Source organism: Bacillus altitudinis 41KF2b (assembly GCF_000691145.1).
GTDB classification, from domain to species: domain Bacteria; phylum Bacillota; class Bacilli; order Bacillales; family Bacillaceae; genus Bacillus; species Bacillus altitudinis.
This window is the reverse complement of the sequence record NZ_ASJC01000001.1, coordinates 43,030-60,043: the sequence shown is the minus strand read 5'-3', so window position 1 is coordinate 60,043 and position 17,014 is coordinate 43,030. Positions and strand designations below refer to the sequence as shown.

General features: G+C 41.8%; 22 protein-coding genes and 1 pseudogene. 11 read left to right on the top strand and 12 right to left on the bottom strand.

Annotated features, from left to right (window positions below):
- The first annotated feature begins 213 nt into the window (after positions 1 to 213).
- Entirely contained in the window at positions 214 to 750 is a 537-nt protein-coding gene (locus BA79_RS00290) for a serine O-acetyltransferase (RefSeq protein WP_035700230.1), read from the top strand.
- A 167-nt stretch (positions 751 to 917) separates the two neighbouring features.
- Here the strand turns inward: BA79_RS00290 and BA79_RS00285 are convergent, their stop codons facing one another.
- The 3 genes from BA79_RS00285 to BA79_RS00275 form a co-directional block, all read right to left on the bottom strand.
- Positions 918 to 1,193: a hypothetical protein gene (locus tag BA79_RS00285; protein ID WP_035700228.1), complete on the bottom strand. Its 276-nt coding sequence runs from the start codon at positions 1,191 to 1,193 to the stop codon at positions 918 to 920.
- A 63-nt stretch (positions 1,194 to 1,256) separates the two neighbouring features.
- Complete coding sequence (locus BA79_RS00280; protein ID WP_035392472.1) at positions 1,257 to 1,817, bottom strand: GNAT family N-acetyltransferase; 561 nt, start codon at positions 1,815 to 1,817, stop codon at positions 1,257 to 1,259.
- A gap of 14 nt (positions 1,818 to 1,831) precedes the next feature.
- Positions 1,832 to 2,698: an AraC family transcriptional regulator gene (locus tag BA79_RS00275; RefSeq protein WP_035700225.1), complete on the bottom strand. Its 867-nt coding sequence runs from the start codon at positions 2,696 to 2,698 to the stop codon at positions 1,832 to 1,834.
- Between the two features lie 113 nt (positions 2,699 to 2,811).
- Between BA79_RS00275 and BA79_RS00270 the strand changes: the two genes are divergently transcribed.
- Positions 2,812 to 4,188, top strand: coding sequence for an MATE family efflux transporter (locus BA79_RS00270; RefSeq protein ID WP_035700223.1), 1,377 nt, complete (start codon positions 2,812 to 2,814; stop codon positions 4,186 to 4,188).
- A 245-nt stretch (positions 4,189 to 4,433) separates the two neighbouring features.
- On the opposite strand, the gene BA79_RS00265 is transcribed toward BA79_RS00270, so the two are convergent.
- The 4 genes from BA79_RS00265 to asnB form a co-directional block, all read right to left on the bottom strand.
- A complete protein-coding gene (locus tag BA79_RS00265) occupies positions 4,434 to 5,273 on the bottom strand; it encodes a phytoene/squalene synthase family protein (RefSeq protein ID WP_035700220.1) in 840 nt (279 codons plus the stop codon).
- Positions 5,266 to 6,741 carry a phytoene desaturase family protein gene (locus BA79_RS00260; protein ID WP_035700218.1) on the bottom strand — a complete coding sequence of 492 codons (1,476 nt, stop codon included), beginning with the start codon at positions 6,739 to 6,741 and terminating at the stop codon, positions 5,266 to 5,268. The genes BA79_RS00265 and BA79_RS00260 overlap by 8 nt, the downstream gene beginning before the upstream one ends.
- Positions 6,738 to 8,255 (bottom strand): phytoene desaturase family protein, encoded by a 1,518-nt coding sequence (locus BA79_RS00255; protein WP_035700215.1) that lies wholly within the window; start codon positions 8,253 to 8,255, stop codon positions 6,738 to 6,740. Before BA79_RS00255 ends, BA79_RS00260 begins: the two co-directional genes overlap by 4 nt.
- 147 nt (positions 8,256 to 8,402) lie before the next feature.
- On the bottom strand, positions 8,403 to 10,244 hold the full coding sequence (gene asnB, locus BA79_RS00250; protein ID WP_024720029.1) for an asparagine synthase (glutamine-hydrolyzing): 1,842 nt from the start codon (positions 10,242 to 10,244) through the stop codon (positions 8,403 to 8,405).
- Positions 10,245 to 10,400: 156 nt separating this feature from the next.
- Between asnB and BA79_RS00245 the strand changes: the two genes are divergently transcribed.
- Complete coding sequence (locus BA79_RS00245; RefSeq protein ID WP_025207116.1) at positions 10,401 to 10,928, top strand: DUF2777 family protein; 528 nt, start codon at positions 10,401 to 10,403, stop codon at positions 10,926 to 10,928.
- A gap of 38 nt (positions 10,929 to 10,966) precedes the next feature.
- Here the strand turns inward: BA79_RS00245 and BA79_RS00240 are convergent, their stop codons facing one another.
- From BA79_RS00240 to BA79_RS19985, 4 genes and pseudogenes are all read right to left on the bottom strand, one after another.
- Entirely contained in the window at positions 10,967 to 11,335 is a 369-nt protein-coding gene (locus tag BA79_RS00240) for a YisL family protein (RefSeq protein WP_007499115.1), read from the bottom strand.
- 91 nt (positions 11,336 to 11,426) lie between these two features.
- On the bottom strand, positions 11,427 to 12,332 hold the full coding sequence (locus BA79_RS00235; RefSeq protein ID WP_035700212.1) for a fumarylacetoacetate hydrolase family protein: 906 nt from the start codon (positions 12,330 to 12,332) through the stop codon (positions 11,427 to 11,429).
- Positions 12,333 to 12,350: 18 nt separating this feature from the next.
- On the bottom strand, positions 12,351 to 12,677 hold the full coding sequence (locus BA79_RS00230; RefSeq protein ID WP_035700210.1) for a hypothetical protein: 327 nt from the start codon (positions 12,675 to 12,677) through the stop codon (positions 12,351 to 12,353).
- 256 nt (positions 12,678 to 12,933) lie between these two features.
- A pseudogene (locus BA79_RS19985) lies at positions 12,934 to 12,984 on the bottom strand (hypothetical protein); the annotation flags it as partial.
- 203 nt (positions 12,985 to 13,187) lie between these two features.
- Between BA79_RS19985 and BA79_RS00225 the strand changes: the two are divergent.
- The 8 genes from BA79_RS00225 (at position 13,188) to BA79_RS00190 (ending at position 16,657) form a co-directional block, all read left to right on the top strand.
- On the top strand, positions 13,188 to 14,282 hold the full coding sequence (locus BA79_RS00225) for a CotH kinase family protein (RefSeq protein ID WP_035700208.1): 1,095 nt from the start codon (positions 13,188 to 13,190) through the stop codon (positions 14,280 to 14,282).
- Between the two features lie 122 nt (positions 14,283 to 14,404).
- Complete coding sequence (locus BA79_RS00220) at positions 14,405 to 14,566, top strand: aspartyl-phosphate phosphatase Spo0E family protein (protein ID WP_008348605.1); 162 nt, start codon at positions 14,405 to 14,407, stop codon at positions 14,564 to 14,566.
- Between the two features lie 127 nt (positions 14,567 to 14,693).
- Positions 14,694 to 14,915 (top strand): spore germination protein, encoded by a 222-nt coding sequence (locus tag BA79_RS00215; RefSeq protein WP_003211745.1) that lies wholly within the window; start codon positions 14,694 to 14,696, stop codon positions 14,913 to 14,915.
- A 14-nt stretch (positions 14,916 to 14,929) separates the two neighbouring features.
- Entirely contained in the window at positions 14,930 to 15,163 is a 234-nt protein-coding gene (locus tag BA79_RS00210) for a spore germination protein GerPB (RefSeq protein WP_003210877.1), read from the top strand.
- Between the two features lie 31 nt (positions 15,164 to 15,194).
- Positions 15,195 to 15,809 carry a spore germination protein GerPC gene (locus BA79_RS00205; RefSeq protein WP_008348607.1) on the top strand — a complete coding sequence of 205 codons (615 nt, stop codon included), beginning with the start codon at positions 15,195 to 15,197 and terminating at the stop codon, positions 15,807 to 15,809.
- Positions 15,806 to 15,982: a germination protein GerPD gene (locus BA79_RS00200; RefSeq protein WP_003210893.1), complete on the top strand. Its 177-nt coding sequence runs from the start codon at positions 15,806 to 15,808 to the stop codon at positions 15,980 to 15,982. The genes BA79_RS00205 and BA79_RS00200 overlap by 4 nt, the downstream gene beginning before the upstream one ends.
- On the top strand, positions 15,982 to 16,416 hold the full coding sequence (locus BA79_RS00195; protein ID WP_035392488.1) for a spore germination protein GerPE: 435 nt from the start codon (positions 15,982 to 15,984) through the stop codon (positions 16,414 to 16,416). The genes BA79_RS00200 and BA79_RS00195 overlap by 1 nt, the downstream gene beginning before the upstream one ends.
- A 22-nt stretch (positions 16,417 to 16,438) precedes the next feature.
- Positions 16,439 to 16,657, top strand: a complete 219-nt coding sequence (locus BA79_RS00190) for a spore germination protein (protein ID WP_003211468.1) — start codon at positions 16,439 to 16,441, stop codon at positions 16,655 to 16,657.
- Positions 16,658 to 16,704: 47 nt separating this feature from the next.
- Here the strand turns inward: BA79_RS00190 and BA79_RS00185 are convergent, their stop codons facing one another.
- Positions 16,705 to 17,004: a hypothetical protein gene (locus tag BA79_RS00185; protein ID WP_035700204.1), complete on the bottom strand. Its 300-nt coding sequence runs from the start codon at positions 17,002 to 17,004 to the stop codon at positions 16,705 to 16,707.
- Positions 17,005 to 17,014 lie beyond the last annotated feature (10 nt).

The window sequence follows — 17,014 nt, the reverse complement described above, 5'->3', positions numbered from 1 at the left end:
GCGATGTAACGTTTGAGTATGAAAAATATTGAAAAAAATTACAAAACAATTCTCCTGGTTCTTTTGCTCTATTCGTTGTAGCTCCCTTGTTTGATACGGGACGGCCGAATGAAATGAATGCAGTAAAACAAAAAATGAACGTTATTTTATCTTGATATAAATGGTTATGATGGTATAATTTCTCTGAAATGAAAGGGAATCGAGGGAGATCTGATGATTTTAACGAAGCATGACCTTCACCACTACTTGGCACAAGATCAGAAAGCACTTGCCATCAATCGAAAAAGACCAAAGTGGCTTGGGGATGATATTTGGAAATATCAAAGATATTTACGAAAATATGAGTACTATACGAATAGCGGTGCTACGTTACGCAAATGGTTTTATCGTTACTTACATAAAAAGAAAGGCATGCAGCTTGGCTTTGATATCCCAATTGGTGTATTTGGACCTGGGCTCAGAATCAACCATACTGGGCTGTTGATTGTGAACAAGCATGCCAAAATCGGAGCGTTTTGTGATATTCATCAAGGTGTGAATATCGGTCAAAACCATCATGAAAAAGATGTGCCCGTCATCGGAGATCATGTATGGATCGGCCCTGGCGCTAAACTGTTTGGAAACATTTATATTGCGAATCATATTTCCATCGGAGCAAATGCTGTAGTGAATCGCTCCTTTTATGAAGAACGGATTGTCATTGCAGGTGTCCCTGCCCAAAAAATAAAAGAAAAAAGCCCTTCTTTATGAAGGACTTACTTGATCAAAGCAGTGAGCCACATGAGATAAAATAAGATGGATAAACATGAGGATCATCATGCCGAGCCCCATCACCATTGATCCTAAGATGCTTTGGCGCCATCAAACCATCAATCGGTAGCAACTTGAAGTGAAACAAATCACCACAGCCGTACTCTCTAATTTGCGTTGGAGTACCCGAAGACCAGCATGAGAAAGTACAAGACAAAGACGAGGATGGCAATCGCATAGATGAAAATGGACACAACCAGTACTGTCCAGCCCAACCCTTTTCTTCCTGTTTGAATGAGATATATTCCAAGTGTGAAGAGCCCGAGTAAAAGACCTAAGATGGCCCATAACCATTTATTTTTCCCGTGTTTTGGTGCATCAACGAATAGGTAGATTGCGACTAATATGGATACAAACCAACCTGTAATCCATTTCACATTCATCCGCCACCCTTCTTTTTCAATTTATTGAATCTTACTATACTTTTTTCCTAATCTTAAAAACAACTATTCAAATGAATGATTCGGAAGGCTTTGCCATTCTTCTCTCAGCATCCCATACCGCATCGAATCATAATACTCCCCTTGATAGTAACGAACCTTACGCAGTCTTCCCTCAAGGATAAACCCGCATTTCTCTGCGCAACGCATCATGCGTTCATTTCCAGACCAGGTGGTCAGACCGATGCGTGGGATATCAATGTGTGAAAAGAGTTCATCGATCCATAGACGCAATGCCTTTGTACCAACGCCCCCATTCCAAAAACGTGAGTCATAAATAAGAATCCCACACTCCAGCCAGCGTGTGCGTTCATTCTCCCAATAATAAGAAACTGTGCCCTTTAATTCACCTCCGACATCAATGCCAAATAGTTTTGGCAGGACAGAATCATCCTGTAAATAGCGTTTTTTAAATGCAGCAAGCGATATGTCATGTTCAATAAAATACGGAGCATTCCACTTTCGATAGGCCTGATCTGGTGCTTTAAACCTTAAATGCCATACCACTTCTAAATCGGTTTCGTCTAATGGACGTATGCTCACAATCTCTTCTTTTTTTCCTTTCATCTGTTCACGTTCCTTTACTTTGTCGTTCTTTTAGCAAGATGACGATACTCGATAGGCGTCATGCCTTCATTTTGCCGAAACAGCTTTGAAAAATAAGTAGGGTCATCAATGCCTACATGTTCTGCAATGAGAGCTATTTTTTCATTCGTTGAAGCAAGCAGGCTTTTGGCTTTTTCAATTTTGAGTCGATTGATGTACTGGCTCGGCGTCAGTCCGTACACGGTCTGCATGCACCTTGTCATGTAATCAGGATGATAATGAAGAATCTCTGCCAGCTTCTCCATCTGTAATTTTTGCGTAAAATGACGTTCAAGATAGTGAACTACTTCTGAAGCGACAGTCTCCTTTGCACTTGGAATATGAAATGCTTCTTTTTGTAAATGAATGAGCATTTCCTCAAATTGAAGCTGCTTTTTGAGCTGAAGTTCAGACGCATCATCATTTAAAACGCGCATCGCTGAAAGATGCTTCTGTAGCACGCTTCCCCCTTTCACTTTTCCTTTTCGGGGCAGACGAAATTCATAGCTTGCTGCTTTTTCAAAAGTGGCTTGATTTTGCTTCATGTCAAACCAGTGTTCTCTCGGCCGATCTGTAAACTCAAATGAATCAATTGAAAAATGCAGCCACTCATAAAGTGTTTCTTCTTTGCATGGCAGATGTCCACCATGGGCAAGTCCCGGTGATAAGATGATATATTCTCCCTCTTTTACGTGATGAGGCACCTCGTCTTCTGTGATCCACAGTTCACCTTTTGTGACATAAAGAAGATCAAATACGGTGAAAATTCTGGAGATATGTCGTTCTCCTGGGTGGAATACACCTTTGCCTGAAGCAATATAGACTGGAAATGGCGGTACAGTAAATGTAATAAACGGACCCATATTCATCCCCTTATGAAGTCGGATTTCTCCAATAAGTTTCGGTTTCATCTCTTCTTATTATAGTCGATGCAAGGTACACTATAAATCGGATTTATACGAAAGAAGGTGATGTGATGAAACCTCAAGCACTGACAATACAAAAGGTTCAAGCCAAAAGTGAAAAATCCCACCCTTCATTATTTGCATTAACTTGGCCTATTTTTATCGAAATCTCTTTATATATGCTGATGGGCAGCGCAGATACACTGATGCTCAGCCAGTATTCTGACAATAGTGTTGCCGCAGTAGGGGTTAGTAATCAGCTATTAAATCTATTGATTGTGATGTTCAGCTTCATTACGACTGGGACGACGATTGTCATTGCGCAGCTTTTAGGAGCTGGCCGCAAGCAGGAAGCGACCCAAGTTGCCTATGTATCACTAGGCACCAACTTCCTCATTAGCTTTGTGATCAGTCTTCTTATGTTTGTGTTAGCTGTGCCCATCCTGCATATGATGGGATTATCTAGCGAGCTCATGCCAGATGCAACCGTCTTTTTACAGATTGTCGGCCTGCTTTCTTTTATTCAGGCGCTCATTATGACCTATAGTGCTATTTTAAAAAGCTATGGATTCACGAGAGATACGATGTATGTCACCATCGGTATGAATCTGTTAAACGTTGCTGGTAATTATTTGGTCATCTTTGGACCATTTGGCTTCCCTGTATTAGGTGTCATGGGTGTTGCTCTTTCCACATCATTTGCACGGTTGATCGGTCTAACAGCCATGATTCTCATTGTTCGACACCGCATTGGATTGCGGTTTTCATTCAAGCGAATGTTTTACATCCAGCGAACGCATTTAAAAAAACTGCTAAAAATCGGCATTCCTTCTGCTGGAGAACAGCTTTCTTATAATGGCTCTCAAATGATTATTACGCTGTTTATCACATTTATGGGCACGCAAGCACTGGCAGCAAAAGTCTATACCCAGAATTTGATGATGTTCATTATGTTATTTGGTGCCGCCATTAGCCAAGGAACGCAAATCTTAATTGGGCGCCTGATCGGGGCGAAAGAATTTGATGCGGCCTATCGAAGATGCATGAAAAGCTTATACTGGGCCATTGCCATCTCACTTCTTTCTTCTACTGCTTTATCTTTATCATCGACGCATTTACTTACTTTTTTCACTAGCAACAGTGAGATCATTCAAATAGCGAGCCTCCTCCTCATATTGACGATTATTTTAGAGCCTGGACGTTCTTTTAATATGGTCATCATCAACTCCTTGAGGGCAGCTGGTGACGCGAAGTTTCCAGTCTATATGGCGATGATTTCAATGTGGGGCATCGGCCTTCCAATCGCTTATTTATTAGGCATTCAACTTGAGATGGGCCTGATCGGAGTTTGGATTTCTTTTATCGTGGATGAATGGGTAAGAGGTATCTTCATGTATAGGCGGTGGCGTTCAAGGGTGTGGACGGATTATCGATTTACTTCCACATAAAAAGGACTGCGGGTGCAGTCCTTTCAGATTGTTGACAAAGGGCTAAAATGAACTTTATTTTAGCCCTTTGTCTTCTTTTCAGCGTGATAGAAAACCTTTGCAGCCCTAGGAAGGACGAGCATCGGCGCGGAGCGAATTTAACATTCGTGAGCACCGAAGCGCAGGACTGACACCGAATGCGAGGGTTTGTCTACACGCTGAAAGGGCTAAAACGAACTTTATTTTACCCCTTTGTCTTCTTTTCATTACGTAATATCTTCTAAAATAAGTGCTTTTTCTTGTGTTGAAATATATGACCGCTTCGTAAAGACGCGGTATTCGTTTTCTCTAGTTTTATCTAGAATAGCCTTATAAAAGTGAGCAGCTGCTTTCACTGGTATCCTTGAATAAAGTGGGAATTCATGGAGATGGTCAAAAAATTCCTCATAGTACGCCTCTGCCTCAAAAGCAATATATTCCCATACGTGCTGGAAGGCTTGATTGACGATCCCTTCTTGTAATTCTTGCTCTGTATACCCAAATTGATCCATGACTTGTTTTGGCAAATAAATGCGGTTCCTTTCCGCCTTATCCTCACCAATATCTCGAAGAATATTGGTCAACTGCATGCCAATCCCAAGGGAGATCGCAGCTTCTTTTAGCTGTTCTTTTTTACGCGGTGCAATGATCGGAAGCAGCATTAATCCAACTGTACTTGCGACATGATAGGAATAGATGAGCAGTTCATCTAACGTTTCATATCGATGCTGCTCTAAATCCATCTCCTGTCCTCGCAGCAGGTCACGGAATGGGGATTCATCCATACGAAACTGTTGAAATGTATACTCCAGCGCCACCCACATTGGATCATCACGATCTACTTCTCCTTGCAAGAAACGATTAAATGCCTCCTGAAAAGACGCCAGTTCTTCCTTTGGTGAAGGAGACTCATCTACAATGTCATCCGCTCTCCTACAAAAAGAATATACGGCCCAAACAGCCTGTCTTTTCTTTTTAGGTAGCATGGAAAAGGCACGATAAAACGTTTTTGAATGTGTTTGAATGGTCTCTTCACATATTTTCAATGCTGTTTGCACATCAACCACTTAGCTTCACTTCCTTTCTGTTGTTCAGCTCTTTAAGCAGTACAGAAGCCATGAGCTTTGCACTTTGCATCACGATCGGTACCCCGCCGCCGGGATGGATGGAAGCACCTACCGCATATAGATTGTCTACATCTGCAACCTTTACTTGCGGGCGAAACACACCTGATTGAAACAAATTAGGAGCGAGTCCAAAGCTGCCGCCTTCAAACAATCCTTCTCGCATTGAATCATTCGGTGTTCTCACCTTTTGCCAGACAACCGCCTCTCGCAGCTGTGGAAAGCCTCTTTTCTCAAGACGCTCCACCATTTTATCCACAAAGTCTGTCTCTTGTTCCCAGTTGATGTGATCTCCTGATGGAACAGGAATGAGCATATATAGGACACTGCTGCCTTCTGGGGCAAGGGATGGATCGATGGTCGATGGATTAAACGTATAAAATGATGGATCTTGAGGTATCGTTTTCGTTTGGAACACCTCTCTCATATGCTGATCAAAGTGTTCTCCCATGAAAAATTGATGAACAGGTGCTTCATCGTATACTTTGTTTAACCCTAGATACACCATCACGCAGCCGGAGGATGGAACGTATTTACGCCGGTCTTGTTCACCTAAACCAAGCTGTTTTAACGCCGCTGGATAATCTCCGTTCATCACAAATGCATCAGCTGCTATGTGCTCATCATTTATTTTTGCCTTGACCACACGTTTCCCCTCAAACTCAAATTGTGCGACTTCTTCACTTTTTCTTATGTGTACACCCGTCTTTAAGAGCTGTCTCTCCAATATATCTACTAAACTCGCATATCCGCCTTTTAAATAGTAAATTCCGTGTGCGTGCTCACTATATGAAACAAGCGAATAAATGGCAGAAGCTTCATACGGATTTCCTCCGACATAGAGGGTTTGAAGTGCATATGCATCTCGGAGGCGCTCATCCGAAAAATATTTTTTGAGAGAACTTTGAACGGTTCGATATGCTTTTAATTTCATTAAAATCTTCATGTTCGCTTTTGTAAAAAAGGTTCGTTTTTCATGAAATGATTTTTCTAGAAAAGCTTCCTGCCCTTCTTGAAACCGATCCGTCATTTCTTGCATAAATGTTAAATATCCCTGTTCTTCCTTTGGAAATACACGTTTAATTTCTTCTAGTTGTCGCCGTGTATCAGAGTATTTCGTATAGGAAGTTCCATCTTGATAGTGGATCGTATACAGCGGATCGAGCTGCAAGAGATCAAGAGATGTTTCATCAATGCCTACGTCATGTAAAATGCCTTTTAACATATCAGGAAGTAGGACAATGGTCGGACCTTCATCTACTTTATATCCTTTCTCACGTACAAAAGCAAGTCTCCCGCCGAGCCGTTCATTTTTTTCAACAAGGGTGACATCATGTCCAGCTTTTTTTAAATAGAGGGCTGAGATCATTCCGCCAATACCGCCGCCAGCAATCAATATATGTTTTTTCATGAGGCGCTCCCCTTTTCTTGATGTGGCACTCTTTTATGCGTATGTTTCTCTTTTGACAGAATCGCATTTGTCGTAATACGCGCTGATTCTAAAATGGTTGGCAATCCACTGCCTGGGTGGGTTCCTCCACCAACGAGCCAGCAGTGTTTCAACTCATCAAATTCATTATGCGGCCTGAGTACCATCATCTGCGTCAACTGGTGACCAAGATTAAATGTAGCTCCTTCATACACGTACAGCTCTTCTTCCCAATGCTTCGGCGTGATCATCCGCTCGACTTCAATATGCTGCCTGATATTCTTAAAGCCCGTTTTCCGCTCCAGTGTATCCAGCACAAGCTCTCTAAATTCTTCTTGATGCGCTTCCCAGTCAATACCGCTTTGATTATTGGCAACGGGTGCTAACACATAAAGAGCGGACTTGCCTTTTGGCGCAAGCGAATCATCTGTCACACTTGCATTTTGAATATAAATGGACGGATCATCCGGCAGCTCAAAGGTTTTCGTAATCTCTTTGACGAACTTCGCATAGTCATCGGAAAAAACGATGGTATGATGCGGCTCATCATATATCGTATCTAAACCTAGGTACAGCATAAAGGTGGAGCATGAGAATTTTTTCTTTTTCAGTTTCTTCTCGCTATATTTCTTTAAAAGACCCGGCTCTACAAGCTTTGTCATCACGTGTGCAAAATCACCATTTACGACGACCTCATCTGCCTGTATTTCTTCACCGGTTTCTAAGCGAATGCCCTTCACTTTCGTGCCTTCCGTCAGCAACTTCTCAACTCCAGTTGATAGATGAAGGGTAGCCCCAGATTCAACAGCTGCCTTTGCCATCGCTTCTGACAGCTGATTCACTCCGCCTTTCGGATGATAAACGCCTGTGTCATGCTCCATAAAGGAAAGAATTGAGAACGCTCCTGGGCATTCCCAAGGTGACATCCCTAAATATTTTGATTGGAATGTAAAGGCATATTTCACTGATTCATTTGAGAAATAATCCGACAGCACATCATATAAGCTTTTATTTAATGAGAGCTGAGGAAGTGCTTTGATGACCTTTGGACGCAAATAATGATGGAAACGATCCATTTTACTTTGTAGAATCGGCGTTAGGCGATCCATTTTTCGTTTTGTATCATTCATAAAACGTACATACCCTTCGCCCTCACCAGGTGCAAAGGCTTCTAGTCGTTTGTACATTTCGTCTCGATCTCGAATCATATCAAGCTTCTCATCTTGAAAGATTAACCTATACATTTCTTTTAATTCAATCACATCTATATAATCATAGAGATTTTTACCGGCAAAGGTGAATAGTTCCTCTGCAATATGAATCATACTGAGAAAAGTAGGACCTGTATCAAACGTGAAATCACCAAGTTGAAACTTAGAGTTACGTCCGCCAACAAAGGACTGTTTTTCATATATATGAACATCATGTCCTTTGCTTTGCAACATCATAGCTGCTGCAAGTCCCCCTGGTCCTGCTCCGATCACAATGATTTTCATTATCCTTTTTCCTCCAAATTAATTCACTTTAAGTTAATTATACAAATTGAAGCGGTTAGATCAACTTTTGATGTGCTCTAAAAGTCTCATGTTATGTAGCAAAAAAGCCGACTTCCTTTCAACAAGTGCAAGAAAGCCGACCCTTTGTTATGCTTCTATATCAATTCGATATGTTTCAAACCAATGATGAATCTGTGCCAAATGGGCAATGAGCTGTGGGCCTTTCATTAACTGACCATACCAAGGAACCTGGAAAGAAGCCCCTTCTGTTTCAATCAGCTGTTTTAATTGATGTGGATCTAAAAATTCATGAAGCACAGAATCCTTTTGCGCGAGACAATCTGTTAACATCTCTTTTACCGCCTGAGTATAAGCAGGATGATGTGTTTTCGGATAAGGGCTCTTCTTGCGATAAAGCACTTCATTCGGTAAAATTCCCTCTAATGCTTTTCTCAAAACCCCTTTTTCCCGATTTCCATACATTTTCATTTCCCAAGGAATATTCCATACATACTCAACAAGACGATGATCTGCGAATGGTACACGTACCTCAAGGCTCGCACCCATGCTCATACGATCTTTTCGATCCAGCAGTGTTGTCATAAACCAAATCATATTTAAGTAAAAAAGTTCTCTTCGGGCTTTATCTACTCCAGTTTCCCCATCTAAAAGAGGGGTTTCTGCCACGGTTTCTTCATATTTGCTTTGCGCATATTCCTTCAGTGATAATTTCTTTTGCCATGAGTCTTGAAGAAGCTGAATGCGTGCTTCCGTTGATCTCATCCACGGAAATCCATTGGTTTCGCTTGCCATGTGAAACCATGGGTAACCTCCAAAAATTTCATCTGCACATTCACCTGATAAACCGACAACAAAATCCTTTTTAATTTCTCGGCAGAACCATAGTAAGGAAGAATCAATATCTGCCATCCCCGGCAAATCTCGCACTTCAACCGCTTCTTTTAAATAAGAAGCCAGCTCTTTTTGCCCGATGATACAGCTGTGATGATTCGTTTGAAACGCTTTGGTCATTCGATCAATCCACGGCCCGTCAGCATTGGGCTGAAATTGACTTGCTTCAAAGAATTGATCATTTCCGTCGTAATCAACGGAATACGTATGCAGCGGGGCTTTCCCTATTTTCTCAAAGTGCTTGGCGGCAATGGCCGTAATGGCACTAGAATCCACACCGCCCGATAAAAACGTACATACAGGCACATCAGAGACGAGCTGTCTTGTAACAGCATCCGTAAAGAGTTCCTTCACGTGCTGAGCGGTGTCATCAAGCGAATCTGTATGCTGCTTGCTTTTGACATTCCAGTACCTCCACACACGCAAACCATCTTTTGAGAAGGTTAAAGCATGAGCAGGTCTCAGCTCTTTCACCCCTTTAAATACGCCTTGCCCTGGTGTTCTAGACGGCCCTAAACCAAAGATTTCTGATAACCCTTCATGATCCACTTTGGCTTTCATTTCAGGATGAGCCAGAAGTGCTTTGATTTCTGAGCCAAACAAAAAGGAATGATGACGTTCTGTATAGAAAAATGGCTTAACACCGAGCCGGTCTCTCGCTGCAAATAATAATTCACGTTCACTATCCCAAATGACAAATGCAAAAATTCCATTAAAATGGGTCACACACTCTTCCTTCCATTCTGTATAGGCGTGAAGAAGAACCTCTGTATCAGAATGCCCAAGAAAGCGGTGCCCCCTTTTGAATAATTCTTTTCGTATATCCTCTGTGTTATAGAGTTCTCCATTGTATACCACCGTATAATCATGGTGTTGATGGGTATATGTCATCGGCTGCTTTCCGCCTTCAACATCGACAACGGCTAACCGTTTATGGCCGAAAAGAACGTGCTCACTTTTCCACGTATTTGTATCATCCGGCCCTCGTTTAGATAATGTATCTGTCATTTGATTGATTACATGATCCTGTTGGATGAGCTGCTTTTTAAAGTCTGCCCAGCCTGTTATTCCACACATCATCATCAGCTCCCATCCGTTTTTCATCAAGTGTTCTCATTTAGCCTTTCTTAGTTTATGCATCGTCTCCTTGATAGTTGATTTGTCCTTTTTTCCTCCTGTGTATAGGACAAGCTTCATTTGGTAAGAAAAGAAAGAGGAAAGGAGGTTTTGCGAATGGAGAACCGCATGACCTATCTTCAGCAAAACCACCCAAAATGGTGTAACGGATACTTACTGATGGAAAACGGTCATTGTCTGATTGAAGACGAAGAAGGAGACATCATGATGCCTGAAAGCCTTCAAAGTTCTATGATCTGTTTGAAAGAAAAGGATCGATGGACAAAAGGAGAATTGCTCGGGTCTGTCGTTCTTTGTGAGAATGGGAAGTTGATGGAGGTAAAAGGCGGTGAACGCATTCAATATACAGCGTCTCTTTCTAAAGGGTGGCTTGATTTGCTCATGTTCGTACCGGAAAGCGTCTTTTATCAGATCATTGACTATGTAGAACAGCTTGGCTTTTCCGTCTATGATTGTGTCTTCTCTTCCTTCCATCCTTCTCATCGCGTGTCTTTTTTTCAGTTTTCAGGAGACATGCAATCACTTGCCCTTCAATGCCACCATCATTCGGACGCAAATCAAGTTCAATTGGAATGGACGACGTCTGACGGTCACCGGCTGATGTCTCAGTTTGATCTCACATAAAAAGGGCACTGCTTTTGATAAGCAATGCCCTTTTTATCTTAAAAGATATGGAAACCGATCGGCAGACGTAAGCCGAGAAGAATGGTCACAATAGCAACCACGATAAAACCAATGAATACACCCGTCACCGATTTTCCTTTTTTCTTGCGTACCAGGACCATTTCCATGAAACCAATCACAAGAATACCAAGTATCATTTTTCCAACATACTCGCCCCCGTAACCCGGGATTTTCATTCCTGTGCGAACATACAGCTCTACACCCGTTGCAATAATAATCAAGTAAAATAGGCGTACGATCATATGCACAATTTTAGCGCCTTTATCGTTTTTACCTGCTAATGCAAAGGCAACGAAAAATAGAATAATACCTAGCACCCACGCTGTAATATGTAAATGTGTTCCCATTTGTGATTTCCCCCTTTATCAGAACAATTACCTTCTCATCGTACCACGAAATAAGTCGAACACAAAGCGACAATCCTGTGTCAACACGCCTTTATTTGACGCGATTTGATAACGTCCCAATTGGTTCAATTGTTACTTCAACCTGATCGCCTGAGGCTAAAAATTTTGGCGGTTCAAAACCTTTGCCGACTCCAGAAGGTGTACCTGTTGCAATGATGTCTCCCGCTTCCAGCGTCATCCCTTTTGAAAGAGTTGACACAATGTCTTCAATTGGGAAGATCATTAATTCCGTACTCGCAGACTGACGAACCTCTCCGTTTACCTTTGTTTCCACATGGAGTGCTCCATGATCCTCGATCACTGACTTGTGAACGATATAAGGTCCCATTGGACAAGTTGTATCTAAGCTTTTTCCGATGAAAAATTGTTTGTGTTTTTTCTGCAAATCTCTTGCGGTTATATCATTTAAAATGGTGTAACCGAAAATGTAATCTTGGACCTCTTCAGGAGCAATATTCTTTCCTGTTTTGCCAATGACAATGGCAAGCTCCCCTTCGTAATCCAATTCACTTGTCACATCTTCATGGAGAAGAATGTCCGCTTCATGCCCTACAACAGAGGTAGGCGCCTTTGTAAAGATCATCACGTCTTTAGGAATATCTGCCGCACTTCCCATTTCCATGACGTGATCTTGATAGTTTTTCCCAACACACATGATGTTTTTCGTTGGTTTTGGAATCGGTGCATGGAGTGTCACGTCCGAAAGCGGATAGACATAAGAGCCGCGGTCTTCTTCTTTTTTCTCCGCCCAATCAAGAAGCTGTTTGACGTGTTCGACAAACTTGTCCCCCATGTTGATGCATTCAGATAAAGAGTTTGGCAATGTTTCTAGCTCAAATAGTTTTGCTTCTGCCTTTTTGACGTCCATCACCCATTCATCATCAATGACGACCCCGATAAACAATCTGTTATGTATCTCACCTGTAAAAAACTTCATGTCTTCCCCTCACAATCTTCATTTCAATACATTATGATGTCTCATTTTTATTTCTCTACGAAATAAAAAAAACCCTTTTTTATCATACTCTCTTTTAAAAAGGGTTTCAAAAATGAAGACCTGACATTTAGCGGTAGCGTCGATACTCCCACATATTCCCTTGATCCCATTTACGATCAACATTTCCTTGATGGCGGGAATGATGTTTTTTCTTCCCGCATCTTCGGCAAGAGTGACTCCGTTTATGGTGATGAGAACGTTTAGATCGATGGCTGCGGTGTGATTTGCGGCAGCTTTTCTTATGATGTGATCTGTGTTTGCTGCGGCATGATTTTTTTGGTTCACTCTTTTTGCTGCGGCAAGACTTTTTGCTTTTATACGACTTTTTACTTTTGCATGGTTTCTCGCTCTTTACACTTTTCTTTGAGCAGCGACTTTTTTTAGAGCGATAGCTTTTATGGCTTTTTTTGCTGCGATGTGACTTACGGCAGCCTCCCCCACCAAAGAACCAGTGACGGCGATTTGAATGACGAGAACGAGATGATTTGTGCGAATGTCCCGATTCAGGTTCACGATCTAAGTGATGATCACGCCCCTCACTTCGAAGTGAATCAACTGCATGTTCAATATGCGAATGATCAAATGTGCTCACGAACAATTCCCCTCCCAATCTGTGCTCTGACAAAACAAACAGACAAAGCTGTTTATCTTCTCTGCTTTATGTTACGAGACTCGATAGACAAGTGTTCTTGGCGAATGCCTCTTTCTTAGAAAACTCCATGAATACCTACCAGCAGGTACAGGACATTCCTTCATTTTCATATAGTGGAGGAGATATAGGAGGGTGATGAACGCATGGACACAGAACCTTTAAAACAACTGGATATCTGGATTCATCCAAAAGATCTCATGGATTTAAAAAAGGACGTATGGAACGATGAACCCGTCGAGGCCATTCTGAAAACCGGCCAAACGAAGTCACATATTTATGCCTCATACCGAGGATCACACATCCGAAAGCTCAAGAAAAAATCCTATCAAATTGAATATCGAAAACCAAAGCAAAGACAGGGCGAATCCCTTTTTCACTTAAATGCAGAGTACAATGATCCTTCTTTCATTCGCAACAGGCTGTCTTTTTATTTCTTTGAACAAATGGGTGTGTTCAGCCCGTCCGCTTCTCATGTGTTTCTGACCATTAATGGAAGAAAAGAAGGCATATATTTAAAAATAGAATCTGTAGATGAGCTGTTCCTCCAAAAACGACAGCTGCATGGTGGCGGCATTTATTATGCTGTAGATGATGACGCCAATTTCTCTCTTTTAAGTTCATTTGATAAAAAGCCAAAAAAACATCTTCTTCTCGGTTATGAGAAAAAAACGGGAACTCCTGAACACGACAAGCAGCTGAGTGAATTTATTTACTTTTTGAACACCGCAAGGGACGACACGTTTGCAAATAAGATTGAGCAGTATCTTGATGTGACACAATATTTCCGCTGGCTCATTGGTGTCGTGTGTACCCAAAATTTTGATGGCTTTGTTCATAACTATGCCCTTTATGTGAATGATCAAGGAAGGTTTCAAGTAATGCCTTGGGACTATGATGCGACTTGGGGTCGTGATATTCACGGAGAAGAAATGGCGTTTGATTATATTCCAGTCAGCGGTTTCAATACATTAACCGCTAGATTACTAGACATCCCTGCATTTAAAAGAGACTATTATGCCCTTTTCCAGCACGTACTAGATACACATTTTTTAGAAAAACGGCTTCTCCCCATCATTGAGACATGGCATGCTTCGATTGAGCAGCGAATTGGAGATGATCCATATACGAAAAACCGACAAGACATGCTGCGTTCAGAGCGAGAATTAATCCGACAGTATATCAACAAAAGACGACGTTATTTACAAACTGAGATTAAAAAAGAGACATCGCACCTGTAAAGACACTTTCGAATTTTGTCACTTTAGTTCTCATATTGACGAAAGAGCTTTTTTTATAGAAAAATAGGGTATACTAACCATATCCTTCTATTTGATAAAAAATGTGAGAGTTGGCGTCCGTTATGATCAATTATGAAATTGAACAAAAAAGATTACATTTGATTGAGACCGCAAAAAAATTCGGAATGAATGCCGAAGAAACCATCAGGTGCAGTCAAGAGCTTGACACACTCTTGAATAAAGGCATCAAAACCACCTCTAAAGAATGCTCGAATAAAGGGTAAACCATACACTTCATTCCTCTCATCAAAGTTCTTCAAAAAGACAATCACATATTAAAAGACCCATCATAAGCTATGGTGAAACGCCCAAAAACGAAGTGCCCTATTTTTCTAAAGGATGTGCACCGCTATGCCGGCTATTGTTGGAGCCTTTAAAGTAAATGCCGTCGGAACGAGCGGAGTCGTTCATGTTGGAGATTGCATCACCATTTCTCCAAATAGTCAGGTTAAAACGTTTGCCGGCGCAGGCAGTTTTAACACTGGTGATCAATTACGCATTAGCAACTATAAAAGTGTGACAAATACGTATGATAGTGATGTCATTGATCAACCGCTTGTTGGTAACTTGTAAGGAGTGAGAATCCATTGAACTTCTATATTAATCAAGCGATACAAATTAATTACTTACGTGTGGAGTCTGTGAGTAACTCATCCGTTCTGCAAATCGGCAGTGCTGGATCAATCAAAGCACTCTCCAATCTGTATAACACTGGTAGCTACGTAGAAGCAGCACCTGCCGCAGCAGGCACACAAGGAATTGAAGAGTCTCAGGGCGCAAGCACGGCACCTTTTGTACCGCTTCAGTCACCAACAACATAAGTTCATCTGCAATCCCCGGAGGTGTATGCATATGTATGACTATCAAAACAGCGCTTCACAAATGTATGGCATCATTCAAAAGCAAACACAGCAAATCATGATGCTTGAAAAAAGGCTTAACGAGCTTCAGCAGGAAATGCAAATGATCAAAGATAAACCGACAACGACGATTGAACGGATTGATTATCAATTTGATCAACTGAAAATCGAGCGGCTGGAAGGCACATTAAATATCGGTCTCAATCCATCTGATCCAAATAGTGTTCAAAATTTTGAAGTGGGCCAAACAACAACCCCGGGAATTGGAATGATGCAGCAAGAAATGGCTGATCAATTTTTCAATCAAACACGCCAGCTTGTCGATGCATTCTTAAATGAAGAAGCACCGCAGCTTCTTGAAGAACTAGAGCAGCGATACGAAGGCTCGCTTGATGAAAGCAACAAACACCATATTATTGAGGACATTCGAAAACAAATAGACAGCAGAATCAAATATTATGCGGGGCAGCTGCCACAAAGGGAAGATATGACCCCGCTTCAACGTTCCGAGCAAATTGCTGAATACGTGAAACATGATGTCAAACGGGCAATCGAGCACTTTTTAGCCCATATTCCAAATGAAACGAAAGGAGAGGAAAACGGATGAATTTCACAGTCGTCAACCGCAACATCGAAACCGGAAGCATTAAAGTAGTTGGGGTATCGTCCTCTTCCCTATTTATTATCGGGGACACGGACCATGTACAGCTGTCATCGATTTTCGATACACCGCCAGAATCATTAATTATTGGCCCGTTTGTTCCTCTAGCCCCTCGATAATGATTAAGCGCACATCTCAAGTGAAGTTCTCGAAGGTGAATTCTGTCGGGATTGCGAGTGTTGTTCAAATTGGTGATACACAGGAGCTCTGTCCGAACGTGAAGGTGTTAGCTGTCCAGCGAACCATTAGTTTGTTTTATGGAAATGAAGCTGAAAACCTAGATGAAAAAGAATTTGAAGTGTATTATGAGCCGATCCCATTGATGCTGCCAGAACGAGCGGTTAGAACGGCCTTTTATCATGAAAAGCCTCTCATTAAAGTGTCGTCCATTCATGTAGAAGGGGTCTCTTCTTCGTCTATCTATCAAATTGGCTCTACGTGCGGAATAAATGCCGTTGCGCGAGTGAAGCATATTCGAGAGTTATTTAGCAACAATGACGAACATCCGCCAAACTCACAATTGGACCTACCTGCGCATATGATGGTGATATGACTTCGAATAAAGGATGTCGATTATGCCAGCAATTGTCGGACCCATTTACATTAACTCGATTTCTGGGGGCGTCGTAAACGTCGGTGACTCATTTTATCTTTCGCCTAAAAGTTCTTCAAAATCTGCTTTAGGCTCTGGAGCGGGGAATACCGGAGATTTCTTGATTTTAAATAATGGCATTAGCGCCACCAACTATGTGGATCCTGACTTAAATGATCAGAATATGGTAGGCAATGCATAAAGCGGCTCCTCTACACTCATTTCATTTAGAGGAGCGCTTTTTTATGCTCATTTCTTTCTACGTTGTCTTGATTTCTTTGTTTTGACCAGCTTGCTTGCCGGCTGCTTTCGAATCCATTTGATGTACGGAACAAGCTTTTCATCTTGTCTTAGTGCATCCAGCGTATTCAAACGTGCGGCAAGCTCCTGGTTTGTATAAAGAGCATGTACTTGTTTATGGCAAGGGATACACAGGAAGGTAGTCGGTAGAAAGGCCCCTCCCTCTTCTTTTGGGGTCAAGTGATGTTCCGTAAGGACGACCTCTTGTCTTCCGCACAGCTCACATAATCCAATCGTTTGCTTTGCCAACCTGAGATCA

What these genes read in the sequence shown, in the direction of transcription:
- BA79_RS00200 (WP_003210893.1), top strand. Translation starts at nt 15,806, where the DNA reads ATGAATTTCACAGTCGTCAACCGCAACATCGAAACCGGAAGCATTAAA.
- BA79_RS00285 (WP_035700228.1), bottom strand. Translation starts at nt 1,193, where the DNA reads ATGAATGTGAAATGGATTACAGGTTGGTTTGTATCCATATTAGTCGCA.
- BA79_RS00215 (WP_003211745.1), top strand. Translation starts at nt 14,694, where the DNA reads ATGCCGGCTATTGTTGGAGCCTTTAAAGTAAATGCCGTCGGAACGAGC.
- BA79_RS00190 (WP_003211468.1), top strand. Translation starts at nt 16,439, where the DNA reads ATGCCAGCAATTGTCGGACCCATTTACATTAACTCGATTTCTGGGGGC.
- BA79_RS00255 (WP_035700215.1), bottom strand. Translation starts at nt 8,255, where the DNA reads ATGAAAATCATTGTGATCGGAGCAGGACCAGGGGGACTTGCAGCAGCT.
- BA79_RS00280 (WP_035392472.1), bottom strand. Translation starts at nt 1,817, where the DNA reads ATGAAAGGAAAAAAAGAAGAGATTGTGAGCATACGTCCATTAGACGAA.
- BA79_RS00240 (WP_007499115.1), bottom strand. Translation starts at nt 11,335, where the DNA reads ATGGGAACACATTTACATATTACAGCGTGGGTGCTAGGTATTATTCTA.
- BA79_RS00220 (WP_008348605.1), top strand. Translation starts at nt 14,405, where the DNA reads ATGATCAATTATGAAATTGAACAAAAAAGATTACATTTGATTGAGACC.
- BA79_RS00235 (WP_035700212.1), bottom strand. Translation starts at nt 12,332, where the DNA reads ATGAAGTTTTTTACAGGTGAGATACATAACAGATTGTTTATCGGGGTC.
- BA79_RS00290 (WP_035700230.1), top strand. Translation starts at nt 214, where the DNA reads ATGATTTTAACGAAGCATGACCTTCACCACTACTTGGCACAAGATCAG.
- BA79_RS00225 (WP_035700208.1), top strand. Translation starts at nt 13,188, where the DNA reads ATGGACACAGAACCTTTAAAACAACTGGATATCTGGATTCATCCAAAA.
- BA79_RS00245 (WP_025207116.1), top strand. Translation starts at nt 10,401, where the DNA reads ATGGAGAACCGCATGACCTATCTTCAGCAAAACCACCCAAAATGGTGT.
- BA79_RS00270 (WP_035700223.1), top strand. Translation starts at nt 2,812, where the DNA reads ATGAAACCTCAAGCACTGACAATACAAAAGGTTCAAGCCAAAAGTGAA.
- BA79_RS00195 (WP_035392488.1), top strand. Translation starts at nt 15,982, where the DNA reads ATGATTAAGCGCACATCTCAAGTGAAGTTCTCGAAGGTGAATTCTGTC.
- BA79_RS00260 (WP_035700218.1), bottom strand. Translation starts at nt 6,741, where the DNA reads ATGAAAAAACATATATTGATTGCTGGCGGCGGTATTGGCGGAATGATC.
- asnB (WP_024720029.1), bottom strand. Translation starts at nt 10,244, where the DNA reads ATGTGTGGAATAACAGGCTGGGCAGACTTTAAAAAGCAGCTCATCCAA.
- BA79_RS00275 (WP_035700225.1), bottom strand. Translation starts at nt 2,698, where the DNA reads ATGGGTCCGTTTATTACATTTACTGTACCGCCATTTCCAGTCTATATT.
- BA79_RS00205 (WP_008348607.1), top strand. Translation starts at nt 15,195, where the DNA reads ATGTATGACTATCAAAACAGCGCTTCACAAATGTATGGCATCATTCAA.